We start from the raw sequence: 19,075 nt of genomic DNA on the forward strand, positions 1-19,075 counted from the left end.
ACTGGCCTAAATCGTCATGGCGAGGAGATTCGCCCGGTTCTTCTTCGCATCTTCGGACTCTCCGATGCCAGCCACGCTGGTCACCGAGCCGTCGCTGGTGTCGCCCTCTCCCGAGGCCCATCTCGCCGCGAGGGCCTGCTGATCCTTCAGTGACAAGCCTTGCACCTTGGCCTTGTTGTCCGGGTCGAGCAGATCCAGAAAGGGTTGCAGCACCTCTTTGCCCAGGTCTTCGAGCATGGAGTCTCCTGTCTTCTCTGAGCCCCACAGCCGGGCTGGCTCGTGGGGGCGGCGCGGATGATGTGCGGCGACATCACCAACCGGGTCCCCGGCACCGGGGCGGGGCATGCCCGTGGCCCCGCGTTTCCACCCCATCGGCTGGCAGGGCGCCGCCCCGTCGAGCGGTCGACGCGATCCCCTCCTGCTCACCCTTTTTATGAACGCCCTCGGGCTGGTCGCGGGGTGGTGCGCAGGCCCTTGATGTGTGGCCAATGTGTGGCCGGACTGCCTTGAACGGGCTGTCATGGACTGTTAGGCAATGTGATGCCGCCCGACGCTGACCTGCATAAACAGCAACCGGGCAGCATGGTTCGAACCCACCTGACATGAACGGTCTTGGGCTTGTAGAGCGAAGGTCGTCGGTTCGAATCCGACAGGGGGCTCTGAGAAGTCCAGGTCAGCTAGTTCCTGACCTGGGCTTTCTCCCCAGGGGGTGCGTCATTCGAGCGGGCCTCCCGCTCCCGCGCCCGAGCTCAGTTCCGCCACGCACAGGACCTGCGCCGGGCGGCCCGCGACCTCATCCACAGCGGGCCCGCGGTTGGCCGGGGTGAGGACGGAGCCGGCACTGCGATGGTCCTCGGCATGCTGGTCGTCCTTGCCACCGCCGCCGCGCACTGGCACGCCCAGCGACACCACGCCCGGCAGGCCGAAGTCGCCCGCCAGGCCGCCGAGCGCCTGCGGAACGTGGCCGCCGCATCGCCCCGTCCCTGCGCCGCCACCCTGCCGAACTCGCTGAGACCGTCCTGGCCGAGCCCGGCTGGGATGCCCTGGCCACCACCCTCGCCGACGCCGAACGCGCAGGCCACAACCCCGACGACCTGTTCACCGAGGCCGCCGCCCACCGAGAACTGGACACCGCCGAACCGATCAGCGACGTCCTCTCTGGCGCCTGCGGCGCACCATGGACCTCTCCGCCTACGCCTCTTCCCCGGAAGGCAGCCGGGCCAACCCCAATGATCAACGGTCTGTCGCACGGCAGCAGTCGACACCGTCGACGCGGCGCGCACCGCGCCGCTAACCACGGCGAAAGCGCAGACTCCGTTGAGGCTGCCCGAATGGTTCCTGCCAAACGACTGACGGGCCCGACCACGCCGTGGTCGGGCCCATCAGTCGTCTTCGCCCATCGGCATACGGCGACCGCAGCCCGTACTCCGTGAAGCAGAACTCACACCCTCAACGGAACGCCGGCCTCTCACACCCACCGCCCTCCAGAGCTTCCTGGACTGGCGGCGCATCCCAAGGCCAACCGCATGGCGGACCGCGGGGAAATCCTGACCTCCGAGATCCCGAACAGCGTCAGGCGCTAGGCGGGGCTTCGGTGATGTTTGGGGGTGGGGCGGCACGGACAGGCGTGCAGTGAACGCACATACGTGAAACGGGGGTTGAGCGTATTACACCGGAAACGCATCGTTGCTCTGACCGCAGCGGCCTGCGCGACCGTGATCGCCACAACAACAGCCATGGCGCCTGGCCCCGTACGGGACGGCAGCGGCGCGGCACACATAGTTGACGACAGCTTCACGACACTGGCGTCCCCGGGAGGCGAAGACCCGATCCTGCGCGCGGGGAACGCGAAGTTCGGGCTTGCTCACATCAAGCAAGGGGGACGGCACCACGACAAGCCCAGCCATCCCTACAACGCGGCGGCCAAGAAGCTGTGGCAGTTGGCCTTCTACAACAGCATCTGCAAACCTCTCGGCAAGTACTACACGCTGTACTGCCACCCCTATAAGCAGGGCTCGGAGAAGCGCACGATGTGCGTGTTCGTCGATTACGGCGACTACACTTTCCACGGACAGAACATGGGCCAGAAGGGCATCATCACCGCCTACTGGACCAACGGGCAGAAAGGCCCGAACGGACGCGACTCATGCCTGGCGAAGGACGACTGAGGGGTGCTGCTGCCCGGCGTTTCGTGCCCGGGGACCAGGTCACGCCGCGTGAGGCGACAGACCATCCGGAGGACCCGATCGGCACGGTCATGACGCGGGTGGCGACCGGTGAGCTCCTGGTGGCCTTCCCCCTGGCCGGAGGCGAGATGTATCTCGACGAAGAACTCGACCTCGTCGAGCCTGCCCCGCCGGGTTGGACACCGCCTCCCCCAGCCACTTCGTAGGGCGGGGGCGAGAGCAAGCGCAGCGATGCACCACAGGTGCCGTTGTCCGCGTTCACGGGCAACGGCACCTCGGCATTCGCGTCAGCCAACTCGCCCGGCACGCTGTTTCTTTGGCGGTGCCCGAGCCAGAAGACCATAAGAGCGAAGGTCGTCGGTTCGAATCCGACAGGGGGCTCTGATGTGAGCGGGGAGCCCCGGGCCGGTGAGGGCCCGGGGCTTTTGGTGCCTGTGGGGGCTGGATTCGGTCGTGTGCGGACGGGTTCGGTGGGTTCGTTCGGGGGGCGGCGTAGGTTCGGCGGCATGGTGACTTCGATGATGTGTGAGGACTACGCGCGGCGCATGGAACGGGCCGGGCAGGCGGCCGTGGACGCGGGTCTGGCGGGGCTCGTGGTGACTCCGGGGCCGGATCTGGTGTGGCTGTGCGGCTACCGGCCGACCGCCGTCACCGAGCGGCTGACCGCGCTGGTCATCGTGCCGGGGCAGCGGCCGCGCCTGCTCGTACCCCTCCTGGAGCGGCCCGACGCGGAGCGGTGCGCCGGGGCCGGCGCAGTGAAGGTGTCGGGGTGGCGGGACGGTGCGGATCCGTATGCGGAGATCTCCAAGTGGCTGGGTGGGCAGGGGCGTTACGGCGTGTCGGACGCGACGTGGGCGCTGCATCTGCTGGGGCTGCAGCGGACCCTGCCGGGCAGCGCGTACGGGGCGCTGACGGAGGTGCTGCCGATGCTGCGCGCCATTAAGGACGCGCATGAGGTCGAGCGGCTGGCGGCGGCGGGCGCGGCGGCGGACGCGACGTACGAGGAGATCCTGGGGGTGCGGTTCGCGGGGCGCCGGGAGCGGGACGTGGCCGCGGATCTGGCCCGGCTGCTGATCGAGCACGGGCACAGCCAGGTGGACTTCACCGTCGTGGGGTCGGGCCCCAATGGAGCCAACCCGCACCACGAGGCGGGGGAGCGGGTCATCGAGGACGGGGACATGGTCGTCCTCGACTTCGGCGGGCTGAAGGACGGGTACGGCTCCGACACGACGCGGACCGTGCATGTGGGGGCGCCCGGGGCCGAGGAGCGGAAGGTGCACGACATCGTGCGCGAGGCGCAGCAGGCGGCGTTCGAGGCGGTACGGCCCGGGGTGGCGTGCCAGGAGATCGACCGGGTCGCCAGAAGGGTGATCAAGGCCGCCGGATACGGCGAGTACTTCATCCACCGGACGGGTCACGGCATCGGTGTGACCACGCACGAGCCGCCGTACATGGTCGAGGGCGAACATCTGCCGCTGGTTCCGGGCATGTGCTTCTCGATCGAGCCGGGGATCTATCTGCCCGGGCGGTTCGGGGTGCGGATCGAGGACATCGTGACGTGTACGGAGGCGGGCGGGCGCCGGCTGAACGAGACGGCGCGGGAGATGGCGGTGGTGGGGTAGGGGCCGGGCGCGGGGGGCGGTCTCGGGTGTGGGGTGAGGCCGGCCGGCTTTCGGTGGGCCGGCCGGTGGTCTACCCCGCTTCCTCAAGGGGGTGGTTGAGGCCAAGGCAGGCCAAGGCAGGCCAAGGCGGGACTCGTTATCGGCTTCGCTCAACGTCCGTACGCGCTGGGCGTTCTCTGCCTTCGGCGCGGCGTGGGGCCGAGGCGCTGAGGGCGAGCGATACGGCGGTGAGGGCGCTGGTGAAGGACACCTCGCTCAGGAGGCCGGGTGCCGCGACCTGGTCGCCGGCCAGGTAGACGCCGTTGCCGCGGTCGACGGCGGGGCGGTCGCGCCAGGTGGAGCCCGGCAGGTCGACCGCGCCCGTACGGCCGGTGGCCAGGGACTCGCGGCGCCACGTTGTGCGCTCGCGCCATTCGGGGAAGCCCGCGTCCAGGAGGCGTTCGGCGCGGGCGACGCCGTCGGCGCGCCGCTCGTCCGGCGCGATGCCGATCTGACCCTGGAGAAGCTGTTCGCCCTCTGGCGCGAGGGCGGGGTCCTGCGCGGTGAACCGTTCGATCCAGCCGGAGAAGTCCAGACCGGACAGGGCGAACGGGTCGCCGCGCCGGGTGCGTACGGCGAGATCGATCAGGACGGTTCGCGCGCCGGTCCACGTGAGACGGTCGTCCTTCAGGAGGGCGCGGGCCGCGTCCAGAGTGGTGGCGACGATGACCGGGGCGTCCTCGGGCAGCGAGTCGACACGGGAGCCGGTCTCGATACGGACGCCGAGCCCGCGCGCGTGGTCGGCCATCCGCGCGATCAGGTCGCCCCAGCCGCCGCGGAGGTAGTGCGCCTCGGGCGGTATGCGGGTGGCGCGGCGCAGCCGCTCCTGTACGAACGCGGCGGAGAGCAGGCCGGGATCGTGGTGGAAGGTGGCCACGCCGATGAAGTTGGCGGCGGCACGCGCCGCCGACTCGCCGACCTGGGTGCTCGCCCAGGTGAAGAAGTCCTGGTCGACGGGGGCGTTCTTGAGGCCCCGCAGCTTCAGGACGCCGCGCGGCGGCAGCCGGTGCAGGCCGTCGCGGTGGAAGAAGCGCAGGCGGGCGGCTTCCCGCAGCGGCAGGGGGGCGAGCGGCCGGAGCAGGCCGCGTTGCTTGAGCCAGGCCCACTGCGGGCCGCGGTGGTAGAGGGCGTGCGGGCCATCGTTGGTGCGGTAGGGCGCTTCGGCGGTACGCGCGCGCCCGCCGAGGGTGCGGTGCGCCTCGTGGAGGGTGACGGCGGCGCCGGCCTCGGCGGCCGAGATGGCCGCGGTCAGACCGGCCAAGCCGCCTCCGATGATGGTGAGGGGGCGGGTGGGAGTGAGGGTGGGGAGATGGGGGGTGGCCTGCGGCATGGTGGGGGCTCCTTTGGGGTGGTGGGGGTGGTTGGGGTGGGGCGGGTGGGGTCCTGCGCTTCCGTGTGTGGGGGCTCTGGAGGGGGGCCGCCCTGCCTGTCTGTCTGTCTGTCTGCCGTCCTTCCGTCCCGCTCGCCTGTTTGGTTGTCTGCCTGCTTTCCGGTTTCCGTTCTTCGTGGGCTTGGACGGATGAGGAGGTGTTGGATGTGACATCGCGGCCGGATGCGGAACGTTTGCGCAGGTCAGGAGGGTGTCCGGGGGCGTTGTCAGTGGTGTGGGTCACGATGGGGTGTGCAGGCTGATCGACGGGCTGGACTGTCGGTCGGCCCGGTCGTCCGCTGCGGTCGGCCGGCTCCGCCGAGGGGCTGCGAGACGGCGCGGGCGAGCGGAAGGCGTTGATCGCGTGGCAGGGCGCGGTAGGCAGACGGCGGGGGCGGTGCGGCGGCCGGAGGTGCGGCTGCCGGAGCTCGACGCGTATGACGGCGGGGAGTTGGAGCCCGAGGGGGACTACGACGGCCTGGAGTTCGCGGACGCGGACTGGGCGGGCCAGGAGGCGCGCGGCGCCCGTTTCATGGACTGCGCGGTGCGCCGGTGCGCGCTGGACGAGACGGTGCTGAGCCGGGCGAGATTCATCGACACCGTGCTGAGCGGCGTGCGCGGGGTCGGGACGGATCTGTCCCAGGCGTCACTGCGCGATGTGGAGGTGTCGGACGCCCGGCTCGGCGGGACGCAACTGCACGGCGCGGTGCTGGAGCGGGTCGTGGTGCGCGGCGGGAAGATCGACTTTCCCAATCTGCGCACGGCGAAGCTGCGGGACGTCGCCTTCGAGGGGTGCGTGCTGATCGAGCCGGATTTCTCGGGCGCGGAGCTGAACCGCGTCACGTTCGACGACTGCACCCTCGCCCGGGTGGATTTCACGGGCGCGCGGATGAAGGACGTCGATCTGCGCGGCGCGGCCGCGGTGGACATCGCGCGTGGCATCGACCGGCTGGCGGGCGCGGTGATCAGCCCCGCCCAACTGATGGACCTGGCACCGGCGTTCGCGGCGCAGATAGGCGTCCGGGTGGAGTGAGTCAGTGCGTTAGTGAGTCCGTGGGTTGGCGGGTTGGTGGGTGAGCGTTGGCTGGGTTCCGGGGGTCAGATGCGGGGGAAGCGGGCCTGGAGGTCCCAGATGGCGGGGTTGTCGCCGAGGCCGTCGTGCATGTCGGTGAGGTCGGCGATCACGTCGTGGAGGAAGTCGCGGGCCTCGCGGCGCAGCGCTGAGTGGTTGAAGGTGAGCGGCGGCTCGTCGGCCGGCATCCAGTCGGCCTCGACCTCCACCCACCCGAAGCGGCGCTCGAAAAGCATCCGGTCGCTGGATTCGGTGAAGTCCAGCTCGGCGTAGACGGGCCGGGAGGAGCGGTTGCCGCGCGGGTCGGTGTCGAGCTGCTCGACGATGTCGCACAGCGCCCAGGCGAAGTCCAGGACCGGTACCCATCCCCAGGCTGTGGACAGCTCACGGTCCGTCTTGGTGTCGGCGATGTAGACATCGCCGCAGAACAGGTCGTGACGCAGCGTGCGCACGTCCGCCGTCCGGTAGTCCATCTGCGGGGGGTCCGGGAAACGACGGGAAAGGGAATAGCCGAGGTCAATCACGCATTGATGGTGTCACGCCGGTGTGGTGATGGAAGCCCACGCCGGCCGGTCCACGGGCCGCCAGCCGGCCCGTGGATCAAGTGGATCAAGGAAGGGGTGCGGGAGGGGACGGGGGGCCTGGCCTGTCCAGGGGTGTCGGTGCGCTAGCCGAGCCGCTCGGCCAGGAATTCCTCCCAGGTCTTGCCCACGGCGGCCCCCTCCACAGACAGGTTCGCGACCGCCCAGGCCCTACGGCAGCAGGCGCTGTTCCTTGGCGACGGAGACGGCGCCTGCGCGGGTTTCGACGCCCAGTTTGTCGTAGATGCGACCCAGGTGGGTTTTGACCGTGGCCTCGCTGATGAACAGGGCGCGGGCGATTTCGCGGTTGCCGAGGCCGCGTGCGAGTTGGCCGAGGATGTCGCGTTCGCGGTCGGTGAGGGTGGGGCGGGGGCTGCGCATCCGGGCCAGGACGCGGTGGGCGACCGGTGCGGACAGGGTGCTGCGGCCGCGGGCTGCCGCGTGGATGGCGGCGAAGAGTTCCTCCGGGCGTTCGGCCTTGAGGAGATAGCCGGTGGCGCCGGCTTCGATGGCGCGGGTGATGTCGGCGTCGGTGTCGTAGGTGGTGAGGACGAGGACGTGGGGGGTGGCGGGAGGGGCCGTGGTGTCCGCCGGGGCGGCGTGGACGCGGGTGATGCGGCGGGTGGCCTCGATGCCGTCAATGCCGGGGCCCAGTTGCAGGTCCATCAGCACGACGTCGGGGCGGAGCCTGCCGGCCATCGCCACGGCCTCCTCGCCGCTCCCGGCCTCGCCGACGACTTCGATGTCGGGGGCGCTGCTGAGCAGGGCGAGCAGCCCGGCGCGTACGACGGCGTGGTCGTCGCAGAGCAGGATGCGTACGGGGGCGCCGGCGGGTGCGGAGGCGGGGGTGGTCATGGGGCGGGCTCCAAGGGGACGGCGGCGGACAGGACGGTGCCCTCGCCCGGTGTGGACTCGATGGTGAGGGTGCCGCCGAGTTGCCGCATCCGGGCGTGCATGGCGGGCAGGCCGTGGCCTCGGGTACGGGAGTGGGAGTGGGAGTGGGAGTGGGTGCTTGTGTTGGTGCCGGTGCCGGTGCCTGCGTCTGTGCCGGTGCCCGCGTTCGTGCCAGTGCGGGTGGGGGAGTGGGCGGCGGAGTCGGTGGGGAGGGCTGACGGGTCGAAGCCGTGACCGTTGTCGGCGATGTCCAGGACGACCTGGTCGCCGAGGTAGGAGAGGGTCAGCGCGACGGTGGTTGCCGCGGCGTGCTCGCGGACGTTCGCGAGTGCTCCTTGCGCCACCCGTAGCAGCGCGGACTGCACCCGGTCCGGCAGGGGGGCGGGGGTGCCGTCGAGGTGGAAGCGGACGGTGATTCCGCTATCGGAGCGACCGGTAGGGGTGTCGGCGGCCGCCGACGCGGCGCGTCCGGTCGGGGCGCCGCCGCGGGTCTCCTCGCCGCTGCGCGCGGCGAGTTGGCGGAGGGCGTCGGGGAGGGAGGTGCCGTCGGCGAGGTCCGCCGGGGCGAGGTCGTGGACGAAGCGGCGCGCCTCGGCGAGGTTGCGGGCGGTGATCTCTGTGGCCGTACGGATGTGGCCCCGGGCGGTGTCCGGGTCGGCGTCCCAGGTGCGGTCGGCGGCCTGGAGCAGCATCTGCTGGCTGGACAGCCCCTGGGCGAGGGTGTCGTGGATCTCCATCGAGAGCCGCTGCCGCTCGGCGAGCGTGCCCTCGCGCCGTTCGGTGGCCGCGAGTTCGCGGCGGGTGCGGATCAGGTCGTCGATCAGCGCGCGCTGGCGGGCGGTCTGGCGCTCCATGTGGACGAAGACGGCCGTGGCGAGGGCGGCGACGGCCGGCGGCGCGAGCAGCAGGTTCGGGTCGAATCCGGTGGACAGGCGCAGTTGCGCGACGACGACGAACGCGGTGAGCACGCCGACGAGCAGGGACGCGGCGCGGGTCGGCAGGGTGCGCAGGCCCGTATAGAAGAGGGGCACCGCGCACCACGCGAAGCTGGGCGCGAGGAGCACGAGGACGACCCAGGCCGTGACGACCGCGCCGAGCCAGAGCAGTCGGCGGGCGGTGGGCCGCGACGCGTCGTGGGTGCGGGGGCCGACGGCCGGGCCGAGGACGTAGAGGAGGGCGAGGGCGAGGCTGAGGGCGATGATCCACGGGGTGCGGGGCTCGCCGGGGTGCCGGGTCAGGAAGCGGGCGAGTGAGGCGCCCAGGAGCAGGAAGAACGCGGTGTGCATGACCGGTCCGAGCCAGCGCGCGTCCGGATTCGGGTCGCGGCCGGGGTCTGTGGTGCCGGAACGGCGGCCGGGGTCCGTGGTGCCGGAGCGGCGGCCGGAGTACGCGGTGCCCGGGTCGAGGCCGGGGGCCCCCGTGCCGGAGTCCGCGGCGCCGGCGTCCGCGGTGTGGTCCGGGGGGTGGGGGGTGAGGTGCACGGGGATCTCCTAGCCGGGTTTTCCCGAAGGGCCGTCGCCGTCGGGAGCGGCTCTGCCGGGCGGCCCCCGGGTACGGCCACCGGTAGTCGTATCCCGTGCGGAGCACCGCTCGCATCAACCGATCGGCTGACACCCGTATCCACCATCATGCGCGCTCATGCCGGCCGGCAGGTCGACCCGCGCGAGGCGGTTCCGCTCCCAGGATTAAGTGCACGGCGACCCGCCGCCCGCCTCCTCACCCCCCCCGGAGCCCGATCGTGAAGAACGCAGACAGCCTGAAGAACGCCGAGAGCCCGAAGGGCGCAGAGAGCGTGCAGAGCATGAGGAAGATGTCGATGCGTGCCCGTGTGGTCAGCGGTGCCGTCGCTGCCGCCCTGATCGGCGCCGGTACGCTCGGCGCCGTTTCCGCGACCGCCGCGCCCGCCCCGGCCGCCTCCCCCGCCGCCGCGGCCACCGTCACGGAGGCTGAGGCCAAGGACCTCACCCGCACCACGCACCTCACCATCGCCGCTGCCACCAAGGCCGCGCGGGCCGCGATGGACGCGGCGCAGAAGGCGGGGCAGAAGGTGTCGGTGGCCGTCGTGGACCGTAACGGGACGGCGCTCGTCCAACTGCGTGGCGACGGCGCGGGCCCGCAGTCGTACGAGTCGGCGGTGAAGAAGGCGTACACCGCCGTCTCCTGGAACGCGCCGACCTCCGAGCTGGTCAAGCGCCTGGAGCAGGCCCCCACGCTCAAGGACATCCCCGGGACGCTGTTCCTGGCCGGCGGTGCCCCGGTGCGGTCCGAGGGCGCGCCGATCGCCGGTATCGGCGTGGCGGGCGCCCCGAGCGGAGCGGCCGACGAGGAGTACGCGCAGGCCGGCGCCCAGGCGCTCGGAGAGTAGCGCGCGCCGGCGGGCGGGCCGTACGGGCGGCGCGGGCCGCGCGTGGGCCTGGTGCGAAGCTCGCCCCGCCGCGGAACGTGCGGAGGGCCGGCCCCCTGGGGGACCGGCCCTCCGCATCAGAAGTCAGACGTCGGCCGTCCGAAGTCAGACGTCATAAGCCAGATGCCAGACGTCAGACGTCATAAGCCAGACGTCAGCCGTCCGAAGTCAGACGTCGACTCAGACGTTGACGCCGAAGTCCTGCGCGATGCCCACGAGGCCGGAGGCGTAGCCCTGGCCGACGGCGCGGAACTTCCACTCGGCGCCGTTGCGGTAGAGCTCGCCGAAGACCATGGCGGTCTCGGTCGCCGCGTCCTCGCTGAGGTCGTAGCGGGCGATCTCGGCGCCACCGGCCTGGTTGACGATGCGGATGAAGGCGTTCCGCACCTGGCCGAAGTTCTGGCTGCGGTTCTCGGCGTCGTAGATGGAGACCGGGAAGACGATCTTCTCGACGTCGGCCGGCAGGGCCGCGAGGTTGACCTTGATCTGCTCGTCGTCGCCCTCGCCCTGGCCGGTGACGTTGTCGCCGGTGTGCTCGATGGACTGGTCCGGCGTCGCCTTGTTGTTGAAGAAGACGAAGTGCTGGTCGGAGTAGACCTTGCCGCTCGGGTTGACCGCGATGGCGCTCGCGTCGAGGTCGAAGTCCGTGCCGGTGGTGGTGCGGACGTCCCAGCCGAGGCCGACCGTGACGGCGGTGAGGCCCGGCGCCTCCTTGGTGAGCGAGACGTTGCCGCCCTTGGACAGGCTTACAGCCATGGGGATGCCCTTTCCTTCGTCGATTCGTCGGGCTCCGTACTTGCTGAACGAAGCTACCGTCATCCACCTCAACGCCCTCAGGGGACCACGAGGTTCCAGCTCTCTTTACTTTCTTTGCCCAATCCTGATGCCCCGGGCCGAAGCGGGCCCGGCGGCGCACCGGGGAAAAGTGGGTGACGGGAAGCCCGCGGAGGCGGGATCATGGGACGCATGTCCGGGCCCCATGTCATCCGCGGTTCGGTCGTCCTTCCAGAGGCCGAGCTCGTATGGCGATTCTCGCGGTCCTCCGGTCCGGGCGGCCAACACGTCAACACCAGCGACAGCCAGGTCGAGCTGCGCTTCGATCTCGTCGCGACGCAGGCGCTGCCTCCGGTGTGGAAGGAGCGCGCCCTGGAGCGGCTGGCCGGCCGGCTGGTCGACGGCGTGCTGTCCGTGCGGGCCTCCGACCACCGCTCCCAGTGGCGCAACCGCGAGACCGCGTCCGTCCGGCTGGCCGCGCTGCTGGCCGAGGCCACCGCGCCGCCGCCCAAGGCGCGCCGCAAGTCGCGGATCCCCCGTGGCATCAACGAGCGGCGGCTACGGGAGAAGAAGCAGCGCGGCGACACCAAGCGCGGCCGCTCGGGCCGCGACTGGGGCTGACCCCGCCGGGGCCGACGTGCCCGCGCCCGATACGGCCACGGCCGACCCGCCCGGAGCCACGCCGCACCCCCTCACCCCAGCCGCCGGTACTTCCCCCGGAAGTACGTCAGCGGACCGTCGTCCGCCCCCAGCGTCGCCGCGGTCAGGACGCGGCCGATGACCAGGGTGTGGTCACCGGCGACGACGCGCTGTTCGGTGCGGCATTCCAGGGTGGCGAGGGCGCCGGTGATCAGTGGTGCGCCGGCGGCTTCCCCCCGTACGTGCGGAAGGCCCTCGAAGAGCAGTCTGTCGCTGATGCGCCCCTTCATGGCGAAACGGCCGGCGATATGGCTTTGGTGGTCGGAGAGGACCGAAACCGCCCACAGCGGCTGCTCCGCCAGCAGGTCGTCCATCCGCGAGTCGTTGCGAACGCTCACCATCACCAGCGGTGGATCAAGCGAAACGGACAAGAACGCGGTGGCGGTCATCCCGACGTCCTCGCCGCGCGGCCCGTCGTCGGGATCGTGGGCGGTGATCAGCACCACGCCGGCGGCGAGGCGGGACAGGGCGGCACGGAACTCGTCGTCACTCACCCCACCAGAATGGGGGATCACCGCTCCGCCCGGTACGGACGCGGGCGCGACGACGGGCGCGGCGGCGGCGCCGGCGGTGGCGGGCTGGGCTGTGACAGGCGTTTTCGTGAACACGCCAGGCACGCTAACGCCGCCCGGCCCGGGCGCGCATCGGGCCCTGGGACCAGTCGCGTCCTAGGTCCGAGGGCGGAGACGGGCGGCGGGCCCGGATTTGCGTTCACGAAGAAGGGGAGGGGCCTTCGGGAGGGAACCCGGCAGGGTTCCCCGGGGGCTCCCGAACCACTCCTGATCTGCTGTGACTTGAGTCACAGCGCCCGCAAATTGTTGACCCTGTGTACCGAGTGAACAGCTCACTGTGATTCAGTGAGCGAGGAATCGGACGACAAAGAATCCTGGAGTTGCTGTCGAGGTCTCAGGGAGAGCGAGCGATGGAGACCGAGTCGGAGCCATACGTCCGTCTTGCGACCCTGCGGCAACTGCACCAAGTGGTCGCCGAGCTGAACACCGCACGCAGCCTTGCGGACACCTTGCAGGCGGTCGCCGACGGCGCCGTCGCCGGGCTCGGCTATGAGCTGTCGGCCGTCAACCTCGTCCGCCCGGACGGCGATCTCGTCGTGGCCGCGGTCGCCGGCAGCGCGGGCGCCGAGGCGCTGATGGCCGGGCGCGTCGGCTCCCGGACGTCCTGGGACCGCCGGCTGTCGATGGGCGAGCGGTGGGGCGACCTGTGCTTCATCCCGCACACCGAGGGCTGGGTGCTGGACGACGACGACGTCCCGCAGTGGCACACCGCCGGGCCCGCGCCCCGCTTCCCCGACGAGTGGCACCCCATGGACCGCCTCTTCGCGCCCATGTACGCGGCGGCCAACGGCGGCGGCGAGCTGCTCGGCGTGATCTCCGTCGACCGGCCCCGCAACGGCCGGCGCCCCGGCGCCTGGGGCCAGGAAGCGCTCCAGATGTACGCGTTCCAGGCCGCCATCGCGATCAGCAACGCCCGGCTGCGGGCCAACATGCAGCGCGCGCTGGTCCGCCTGGAGCGCGAGCAGCAGGCCCTGCGCGCCAGTGAGGAAAGCTTCCGCCAGGCTTTCGAGTACGCGCCCAGCGGCATGGCCGTGGCCGAGATGGGCGGCGACCAGCACGGCCGCCTGCTGCGCACCAACGACGCGCTGTGCCGGCTGCTGGGCCGCCCGGCCTCCGCCATGCGCCGCTACTCCTTCTCCGACCTGGTCCACCCCGAGGACATCGGGACGCTGCTGCGCACCTCGGCCGAGGGCGGCCGCGCCGAGCTGCGGCTGGCCCGCCGCGACGGCACGTACGTGTGGGTCTCGCTGCGCAACTCCGTCGTCGCCGACACCGCCGACGGGCCCCGGTTCCTGCTCACCCACGTCGAGGACATCGAGGAGCGCAAGCGGCACGAACTCCAGCTCGCGCACCGCGCCAGCCACGATTCGCTGACCGGGCTGCCCAACAGCGCCGAGCTGCGCACCCGGCTCGGCGCCCGGCTCTGCTCCCGCCCGCCCAGCTCGCTCGCCGACGCCTACGCCTCGTCGGCCACGCTCTCCTCGGACCCGCCGGGCCTGCGGGGGCACGGCAGGGAGCCGTTCGAGGGCATCGACGGGTTCGAGGGCAAGAGCCCGGCTCCCTACGACCACCACGTGCACACCGTGGCGCCCCCGGACACCGGCACGGACGACGGCTCCAAGGGGCTCGCGGTCCTCTTCTGCGACCTGGACGGCTTCAAGTCGATCAACGACCGCTTCGGGCACCACACCGGTGACGCGGTGCTCATCGAGGTCGCACGCCGGCTGACCAGCGGCGTCCGCGACGGCGATACGGTCGCCCGGCTCGGCGGCGACGAGTTCGTGGTGCTCGCCGACGGCCTGGGCACGGCCGACGCCCAGGACCTCGCGGTCCGGCTGCGGAACGCCATCATCCCGCCGATCCGGGTGGACGGCCGGGCGGTGCGGGTCGGCGCCAGCTTCGGCATCGGCTGGGCGAGCTGCGGCATGACGGCCGAGGAGGTGCTCGCCTCGGCCGACCAGCGGATGTACGTCGAGAAGCGGTCCCGGTCGAAGGCGAACCGGCGGGCCGGCTGAGAGCGGCGGGTGCCGCGTCTCACATCCGTACCCGCCGTCCCGGCCCACCTGCCGTTCACCGATCTGTAGCGATCTTGTGGCTGTCGGGGACCGGCGTGGCATGAGGCGAACGGGGTAGGCTGCGCCGATGCGGCGCGGCGCCGCCGGGGGCCCGAAAGAGACAGTTCGCGCAGTGACGTGCGAACGCGTACTGACGCGTACAGATCGCTTGGGAGTGACACGGAATGACGGCCGGCAACAACGGCGCGGACACGCCGGAGAACGACGACCCGTTCGCCTACCTCTACCGCTCGGAAGGCGGCGAGGGCGGGGCGCAGGGCCCGTCGGGCGACGGCGCGGCGACGCGGCAGCCGGGTGTCCCGAGGACCTCCTACAACCAGGTGCGCGCGGTCGGCCAGCGGCAGTACGGCGGCCCGCAGGCCCCGCAGCAGCAGGCGACCTACGGACAGCGCAACGCCCACTACGCCGCACCCGAGACGCTGCCCGGCGGCGACCGCACCCGGCCCGTGCCGGCCCCCGGCCACGGCCAGGAGCCCCGCCGCAACCGCAACGGCCTGCTGATTGCGGCCGTCGCGGTGGTCGCGGTGGTGTGCATAGGCATCGGCGTCGCGATGCTCACCAACGGCAAGGGGGAGGCCGAGAGCTCCGCCGGCAAGCCCGGCCCCACGGCGGGCGACTCGGTGGCGCCGAACGAGGACCCCACCACCAAGCCCACGCCCGGCGCGCTGCCCAAGATCGAGGCGGGCGGCTTGCGCCTGGAGGGCGGCGCGACCACGGCGAAGGACGTCCCCGGCGCCCGCTCGGCGAGCGGCGCGTATGTGGCGGGCATGAACACACCCGGTGCCTCCGCCACGTGGACAGTGGACGTCCACAAGGCCGGCCAGTACAAGCTGTGGGTCGGCTACGGCGTGCCCGGCAAGGACGCGAACCTCACCCTCAGCGTGAACGGCAAGGCCGAGACGCGGCCGGCCAACATGAAGAACTTCGCCGGCGCCCCCGAGGGCGCCTGGGACAAGGGCTGGACCAAGACCTGGTCGTACATCCAGCTCAACGAGGGCACGAACACCGTCAAGTTGTCCTGCGAGAGCGGCAATCAGTGCGAGGTCAACCTCGACAAGCTCTGGCTCGCGGACAAGTAGCGCCGCCGGCCGCGTCCCGCTACGACACAGGCCGTTCCGTACGACACGCGGCCTCCCCTACGGCACACGCCGTCCCGTACGACACACACCGCGCGGACACCTCACGCCGCCCTCCCCGTGAGCGGCCCGCTCACGCCGACGGATGGGTCGTCACCGCCACGCTCTTGAGCAGCTCTTCGTAGGTCGCCAGGTCGAACTCCCCTGCCGCCGGGGCCCGGACGGTGGCGGCGGACAGGGCCACCGCGCGGATCAGGCGGTCCGGCCAGGGCAGGTTCTCGACGAGGGCGGAGAGCAGGCCCGCCACGGCGGAGTCACCCGCGCCGGTGGGATTGCCCGTCAGACGGCGGGGCGGAGTGGCCTGCCAGGTGCCGTCGGCGGTGACGGCGAGCATGCCGTCGGGGCCCAGGGACGCGGCGACGGCGTGGGCACCGCGGCGGCGGGCGTCGCGGGCGGCGCGCAGGGGTTCGGTGCTGCCGGTGAGCGCGGCGAGTTCGTCGGCGTTGGGTTTGGCGAGGTCGGGGCGGGCGGCGAGGCCGCGGCGCAGGGGTTCGCCGCTGGTGTCCAGCAGGACCGGGACGCCCGCGGCGCGCGCGGCGCGGGTCAGACGGGCGTAGACATCGACCGGGACGCCCGGCGGGAGGCTGCCGCACAGCGCCACCGCCCGCGCGTCGCCGAGCAGGTCCTGGTAGGTGCCGAGGAAGGTCTCCCATTCGGCGGGCGAGACGGTCGGGCCCGGTTCGTTGAGCTGGGTGGTGTCACCGGTGGCGTCGTCGACGACGGCGACCGTGCGGCGGGTGGCGCCGCCGACCGGGACCAGGGCGTCGGTGACGCCGGTCTCGGCTGTCAGCAGGGCCCGCAGCGCGTCGCCGGTGCCGCCGCCCGCGAAGCCGGTGGCGACGGTCCGGTGGCCGAGCGCGGCCAGGACGCGGGCGACGTTCAGGCCCTTGCCGCCGGGGCGTTCGGTGACCTCGGTGATTCGGTGGGTGGTGTGCGTCCGGAGCCGGGGCACGCGATAGGTCAGGTCGAGGGCGGCGTTGAGCGTGACCGTGAGGATCATTCTTCCCCCTCCCGCGCGGTGCTCGGGCGTCCGAGCCGGTGGGCGGTGCCCGGCCGGGCGGCGTGTGCCGAGCATGGGGTGGCGCGGCGGCCGCCTCTTGGACGGCCACTGGTCTGGCGACCGCGCTCGGCGGTGGCATGCGGACAAGTGCGCGAGCGATCATGCCATCGCTGAGGGGGGTTGGCCCAGACCCGGAGCGGTCAGACCCCCGCCGGCCGGACCACCCATTCCCCCGCGCGCATGACGCCCACCACTTCGTACGCGGCGTCGAAGACCACCAGGTCGGCGTCCTTGCCGGTCTCCAGCGAGCCGGTCCGGTCATCGATGCCCAGGAGGCGGGCGGGGTTGGCCGAAAGTGCCCGGACGGTCTGGTCGATCGTCAGGTGGTCGACGGTGACGGCGCGTCGGAAGGCGCGGTCCAGGGTGAGGGTGGAGCCGGCGATGGAGCCCGCGGTCGGCCCCTCGCTGATCCTGGCGACGCCGTCCCTCACCTCGACGCGCATCGGGCCGAGCGGGTACATCCCGTCGTTCATGCCGGCCGCGCCCATCGCGTCGGTGATGAACGCGACGCGGTCGGCACCGGCGGCGCGGAAGGCCATCTGGAGGACGGCGGCGTGCAGATGGGTGCCGTCGTTGATCAGCTCGACGGTGACCCGCTCGTCCTCCAGGAGGGCGGCGACGGGGCCCGGCGCGCGGTGGCCGAGGGCGGGCATCGCGTTGAAGAGGTGGGTGGCGACGGTGGCGCCCGCGTCGATGGCCTCGCGGGTGGCGTCGTAGGTGGAGTCGGTGTGGCCGACCGCCGCGATCACGCCGTCGTCGGCGAGCAGCCGTACGGACCGCAGCCCGCCGGGCAGTTCGGGCGCGACGGTCATCATCGCCGCGGCGCCCTGGGCGGCGTCCAGGAGTTTGCGCACGTCGGCCGGGTCGGGGTCGCGCAGCAGCTCGGGCTGGTGGGCGCCGCAGCGCTGCGGGGAGATGAACGGGCCCTCGAAGTGGATGCCGGCCAGCTCGCCCTGCTGGACGAGTTCGGCGAGCACCGCGGCCTGCCGGGCGAGCGCGTCCAGGTCGCCGGTGACGGTGGAGGCGACCATGGTGGTGGTGCCGTGCCCGCGGTGGGTGCGGGCGACCGTCAGGCACTCCTCGGGGTCGGCGGAGGAGAAGGAGCCGCCGCCCCCGCCGTGGACGTGCAGGTCGATGAAGCCGGGGACGATGAGGTGGCCGGTCAGGTCGACGGTGCGGGTGTCCCCGGACCGGTCGGCGTCGGTGCGCCGCCGGCCCTCGTCGGCCCGGTCGCCGGGGCGCCGCCCGTCCGCGCCGGCGTCGAGGTCGCGGCTGCGGATGTCGGCGATGCGGCGGCCCTCGACGGTGATCCGGCCGCTTTCGACGACGCCGGACGGGCGGGCGAGGCGGGCGCCGGACAGGACGGTGCGCCGGGGCTGCGCGGGCCGTCCCGCGGATTGTTGCTGGGCCATCAGGCGGTTACCTCCGTGGAGAGAAGATCCCAGGCGAGCAGTCCTGCGCCCAGGCACCCGGCGGCGTCCCCGAGGGCCGCCGGAACGATCGAGGGGAGCCGCTGGAAGGTAACGCGCTGCCGGACCGCTTCCCGCAGAGGCGTGAACAGCGTGTCGCCGGCCTCCGCCAGCCCGCCGCCGATGATCAGCGTGCGCGGGTCGAGGAGGGTCAGCGCGGTGACCAGGCCGTCGGCGAGGGCGTCGACGGCGGCCTGCCAGACGGCCCGGGCGCGCGCGTCGCCCGACTCCACGGCCTTGGCCGCGTCCGCCGCGCCCGCCCCCGGGTCGCCGCACGCGGCGGCCCACTCGCGGCCGACCGCGGCGGCCGAGGCGAGCGTCTCCAGGCAGCCGCGCCGGCCGCAGCCGCACAGGGGCCCGTCGGGCCGTACGACGATGTGGCCGATCTCGCCGGCGCCGCCGTGGGCGCCGGCCTCGATGCGGCCGGCGATGCCGATGGCGCCCGCGATGCCGGTGCCCAGGGGCACGAACAGGAAGCGGTCGGCGTCCTTGCCGGCGCCGATCCGGCCCTCGGCCAGGCCGCCGGTGCGCACGTCGTGGCCGAGGGCGACGGGTACGCCGCCGAGCCGTTCGGAGAGCAGGGCCCGCATCGGCACGTCCCGCCAGCCGAGGTTGGCGGCGTAGACGGCGATGCCGCCCGCCTCGTCGACGATGCCGGGGACCGCGACCCCGGCGGCCGCGGCGGGGCGGCCGAAACGTTCCTCGCCGAGGGCGCGCAGCTCGGCGGCGAAGCCGAGGATGGTCTCGACGACCTCGCCGGGGCCGCGTTCGCGCCCGGTGGGGCGCCGCGCCTCGTACAGCAGCGTGCCGTCCGCCCCCACGAGGGCGGCCTTCATCCCGGTGCCGCCCACATCGAGGGCGATGACGTGTCTCACGGGGACAGTTTCGCGCGAGAGGCCCTGAAAGGTCTAGTCCACTCGCCGTACGGCGGTATTGGCCTGACCGTCGCCCGGTCTCGTGATCTCCGTGTGGGAAGGGCGATATGTAAGCGAGATGAACAGTGGTGTAGACCTTGTGTAGGTGCGCGGGGGAGACTCGCGGTTCATGCCGGTCGGGGGCGATCCCCGCGGCTGCGCATGGGCACACCGAGCAAGCGCGAAATTAACGGCACAAAAGGGCGGTA

General features: G+C 72.3%; 18 protein-coding genes. 7 read left to right on the plus strand and 11 right to left on the minus strand.

Annotation, left to right across the window (positions count from 1 at the left end; translation table 11 throughout):
* Positions 1-6: 6 nt before the first annotated feature.
* Both ACZ45Z_RS16820 and ACZ45Z_RS16825 read right to left on the minus strand, forming a co-directional pair.
* Positions 7-237 carry a hypothetical protein gene (locus ACZ45Z_RS16820; protein WP_468362573.1) on the minus strand — a complete coding sequence of 77 codons (231 nt, stop codon included), beginning with the start codon at positions 235-237 and terminating at the stop codon, positions 7-9.
* A 477-nt stretch (positions 238-714) separates the two neighbouring features.
* Positions 715-897, minus strand: a complete 183-nt coding sequence (locus ACZ45Z_RS16825) for a hypothetical protein (protein WP_468362575.1) — start codon at positions 895-897, stop codon at positions 715-717.
* Positions 898-1,658: 761 nt separating this feature from the next.
* Here ACZ45Z_RS16825 and ACZ45Z_RS16830 point away from each other — a divergent pair.
* A complete protein-coding gene (locus ACZ45Z_RS16830) occupies positions 1,659-2,168 on the plus strand; it encodes a hypothetical protein (RefSeq protein WP_468362577.1) in 510 nt (169 codons plus the stop codon).
* Between the two features lie 536 nt (positions 2,169-2,704).
* Positions 2,705-3,808: an aminopeptidase P family protein gene (locus ACZ45Z_RS16835; RefSeq protein ID WP_468362947.1), complete on the plus strand. Its 1,104-nt coding sequence runs from the start codon at positions 2,705-2,707 to the stop codon at positions 3,806-3,808.
* Between the two features lie 136 nt (positions 3,809-3,944).
* Here ACZ45Z_RS16835 and ACZ45Z_RS16840 read toward each other — a convergent pair whose 3' ends face one another.
* Positions 3,945-5,177, minus strand: a complete 1,233-nt coding sequence (locus ACZ45Z_RS16840) for an FAD-dependent oxidoreductase (protein WP_468362579.1) — start codon at positions 5,175-5,177, stop codon at positions 3,945-3,947.
* A 403-nt stretch (positions 5,178-5,580) separates the two neighbouring features.
* Here ACZ45Z_RS16840 and ACZ45Z_RS16845 point away from each other — a divergent pair, with 403 nt between their 5' ends.
* Entirely contained in the window at positions 5,581-6,249 is a 669-nt protein-coding gene (locus ACZ45Z_RS16845; RefSeq protein WP_468362581.1) for a pentapeptide repeat-containing protein, read from the plus strand.
* Between the two features lie 65 nt (positions 6,250-6,314).
* Here ACZ45Z_RS16845 and ACZ45Z_RS16850 read toward each other — a convergent pair whose 3' ends face one another.
* The 3 genes from ACZ45Z_RS16850 to ACZ45Z_RS16860 all read right to left on the minus strand — a co-directional run bounded on the left by ACZ45Z_RS16850 (position 6,315) and on the right by ACZ45Z_RS16860 (position 9,049).
* Positions 6,315-6,812, minus strand: a complete 498-nt coding sequence (locus ACZ45Z_RS16850) for a hypothetical protein (protein WP_468362583.1) — start codon at positions 6,810-6,812, stop codon at positions 6,315-6,317.
* Positions 6,813-7,040: 228 nt separating this feature from the next.
* On the minus strand, positions 7,041-7,724 hold the full coding sequence (locus ACZ45Z_RS16855; protein WP_468362585.1) for a response regulator: 684 nt from the start codon (positions 7,722-7,724) through the stop codon (positions 7,041-7,043).
* Positions 7,721-9,049 carry a sensor histidine kinase gene (locus ACZ45Z_RS16860; RefSeq protein WP_468362949.1) on the minus strand — a complete coding sequence of 443 codons (1,329 nt, stop codon included), beginning with the start codon at positions 9,047-9,049 and terminating at the stop codon, positions 7,721-7,723. Before ACZ45Z_RS16860 ends, ACZ45Z_RS16855 begins: the two co-directional genes overlap by 4 nt.
* 515 nt (positions 9,050-9,564) lie before the next feature.
* Between ACZ45Z_RS16860 and ACZ45Z_RS16865 the strand changes: the two genes are divergently transcribed.
* Positions 9,565-10,128, plus strand: a complete 564-nt coding sequence (locus ACZ45Z_RS16865) for a GlcG/HbpS family heme-binding protein (protein ID WP_468362951.1) — start codon at positions 9,565-9,567, stop codon at positions 10,126-10,128.
* Between the two features lie 219 nt (positions 10,129-10,347).
* Here the strand turns inward: ACZ45Z_RS16865 and ACZ45Z_RS16870 are convergent, their stop codons facing one another.
* Complete coding sequence (locus tag ACZ45Z_RS16870; protein ID WP_468362587.1) at positions 10,348-10,923, minus strand: TerD family protein; 576 nt, start codon at positions 10,921-10,923, stop codon at positions 10,348-10,350.
* Positions 10,924-11,133: 210 nt separating this feature from the next.
* Between ACZ45Z_RS16870 and arfB the strand changes: the two genes are divergently transcribed.
* A complete protein-coding gene (arfB, locus tag ACZ45Z_RS16875) occupies positions 11,134-11,562 on the plus strand; it encodes an alternative ribosome rescue aminoacyl-tRNA hydrolase ArfB (RefSeq protein WP_468362589.1) in 429 nt (142 codons plus the stop codon).
* A gap of 71 nt (positions 11,563-11,633) precedes the next feature.
* Here the strand turns inward: arfB and ACZ45Z_RS16880 are convergent, their stop codons facing one another.
* Complete coding sequence (locus ACZ45Z_RS16880) at positions 11,634-12,248, minus strand: flavin reductase family protein (RefSeq protein WP_468362591.1); 615 nt, start codon at positions 12,246-12,248, stop codon at positions 11,634-11,636.
* Between the two features lie 314 nt (positions 12,249-12,562).
* Here ACZ45Z_RS16880 and cdgB point away from each other — a divergent pair, with 314 nt between their 5' ends.
* Together cdgB and ACZ45Z_RS16890 are read left to right on the plus strand one after the other, a co-directional pair.
* Positions 12,563-14,227, plus strand: a complete 1,665-nt coding sequence (gene cdgB / locus ACZ45Z_RS16885; protein WP_468362593.1) for a diguanylate cyclase CdgB — start codon at positions 12,563-12,565, stop codon at positions 14,225-14,227.
* Between the two features lie 224 nt (positions 14,228-14,451).
* Positions 14,452-15,366 (plus strand): carbohydrate-binding protein, encoded by a 915-nt coding sequence (locus ACZ45Z_RS16890; RefSeq protein WP_468362595.1) that lies wholly within the window; start codon positions 14,452-14,454, stop codon positions 15,364-15,366.
* Between the two features lie 130 nt (positions 15,367-15,496).
* Here ACZ45Z_RS16890 and ACZ45Z_RS16895 read toward each other — a convergent pair whose 3' ends face one another.
* The 3 genes from ACZ45Z_RS16895 to ACZ45Z_RS16905 all read right to left on the minus strand — a co-directional run bounded on the left by ACZ45Z_RS16895 (position 15,497) and on the right by ACZ45Z_RS16905 (position 18,827).
* On the minus strand, positions 15,497-16,423 hold the full coding sequence (locus tag ACZ45Z_RS16895) for a 1-phosphofructokinase family hexose kinase (RefSeq protein ID WP_468362597.1): 927 nt from the start codon (positions 16,421-16,423) through the stop codon (positions 15,497-15,499).
* A 200-nt stretch (positions 16,424-16,623) separates the two neighbouring features.
* A complete protein-coding gene (nagA, locus tag ACZ45Z_RS16900) occupies positions 16,624-17,895 on the minus strand; it encodes an N-acetylglucosamine-6-phosphate deacetylase (protein ID WP_468362599.1) in 1,272 nt (423 codons plus the stop codon).
* Positions 17,895-18,827, minus strand: coding sequence for an ROK family protein (locus tag ACZ45Z_RS16905; protein ID WP_468362601.1), 933 nt, complete (start codon positions 18,825-18,827; stop codon positions 17,895-17,897). Before ACZ45Z_RS16905 ends, nagA begins: the two co-directional genes overlap by 1 nt.
* Between the last annotated feature and the right edge of the window lie 248 nt (positions 18,828-19,075).

Source organism: Streptomyces sp. NPDC031210 (assembly GCF_055570395.1).

Coding starts and splice junctions, on each gene's coding strand:
- ACZ45Z_RS16835 (WP_468362947.1), top strand. CDS start 2,705: ATGATGTGTGAGGACTACGCGCGGCGCATGGAACGGGCCGGGCAGGCG.
- ACZ45Z_RS16860 (WP_468362949.1), bottom strand. CDS start 9,049: ATGCACACCGCGTTCTTCCTGCTCCTGGGCGCCTCACTCGCCCGCTTC.
- nagA (WP_468362599.1), bottom strand. CDS start 17,895: ATGGCCCAGCAACAATCCGCGGGACGGCCCGCGCAGCCCCGGCGCACC.
- ACZ45Z_RS16895 (WP_468362597.1), bottom strand. CDS start 16,423: ATGATCCTCACGGTCACGCTCAACGCCGCCCTCGACCTGACCTATCGC.
- ACZ45Z_RS16865 (WP_468362951.1), top strand. CDS start 9,565: ATGAGGAAGATGTCGATGCGTGCCCGTGTGGTCAGCGGTGCCGTCGCT.
- ACZ45Z_RS16820 (WP_468362573.1), bottom strand. CDS start 237: ATGCTCGAAGACCTGGGCAAAGAGGTGCTGCAACCCTTTCTGGATCTG.
- arfB (WP_468362589.1), top strand. CDS start 11,134: ATGTCCGGGCCCCATGTCATCCGCGGTTCGGTCGTCCTTCCAGAGGCC.
- ACZ45Z_RS16870 (WP_468362587.1), bottom strand. CDS start 10,923: ATGGCTGTAAGCCTGTCCAAGGGCGGCAACGTCTCGCTCACCAAGGAG.
- ACZ45Z_RS16840 (WP_468362579.1), bottom strand. CDS start 5,177: ATGCCGCAGGCCACCCCCCATCTCCCCACCCTCACTCCCACCCGCCCC.
- cdgB (WP_468362593.1), top strand. CDS start 12,563: ATGGAGACCGAGTCGGAGCCATACGTCCGTCTTGCGACCCTGCGGCAA.
- ACZ45Z_RS16855 (WP_468362585.1), bottom strand. CDS start 7,724: ATGACCACCCCCGCCTCCGCACCCGCCGGCGCCCCCGTACGCATCCTG.
- ACZ45Z_RS16890 (WP_468362595.1), top strand. CDS start 14,452: ATGACGGCCGGCAACAACGGCGCGGACACGCCGGAGAACGACGACCCG.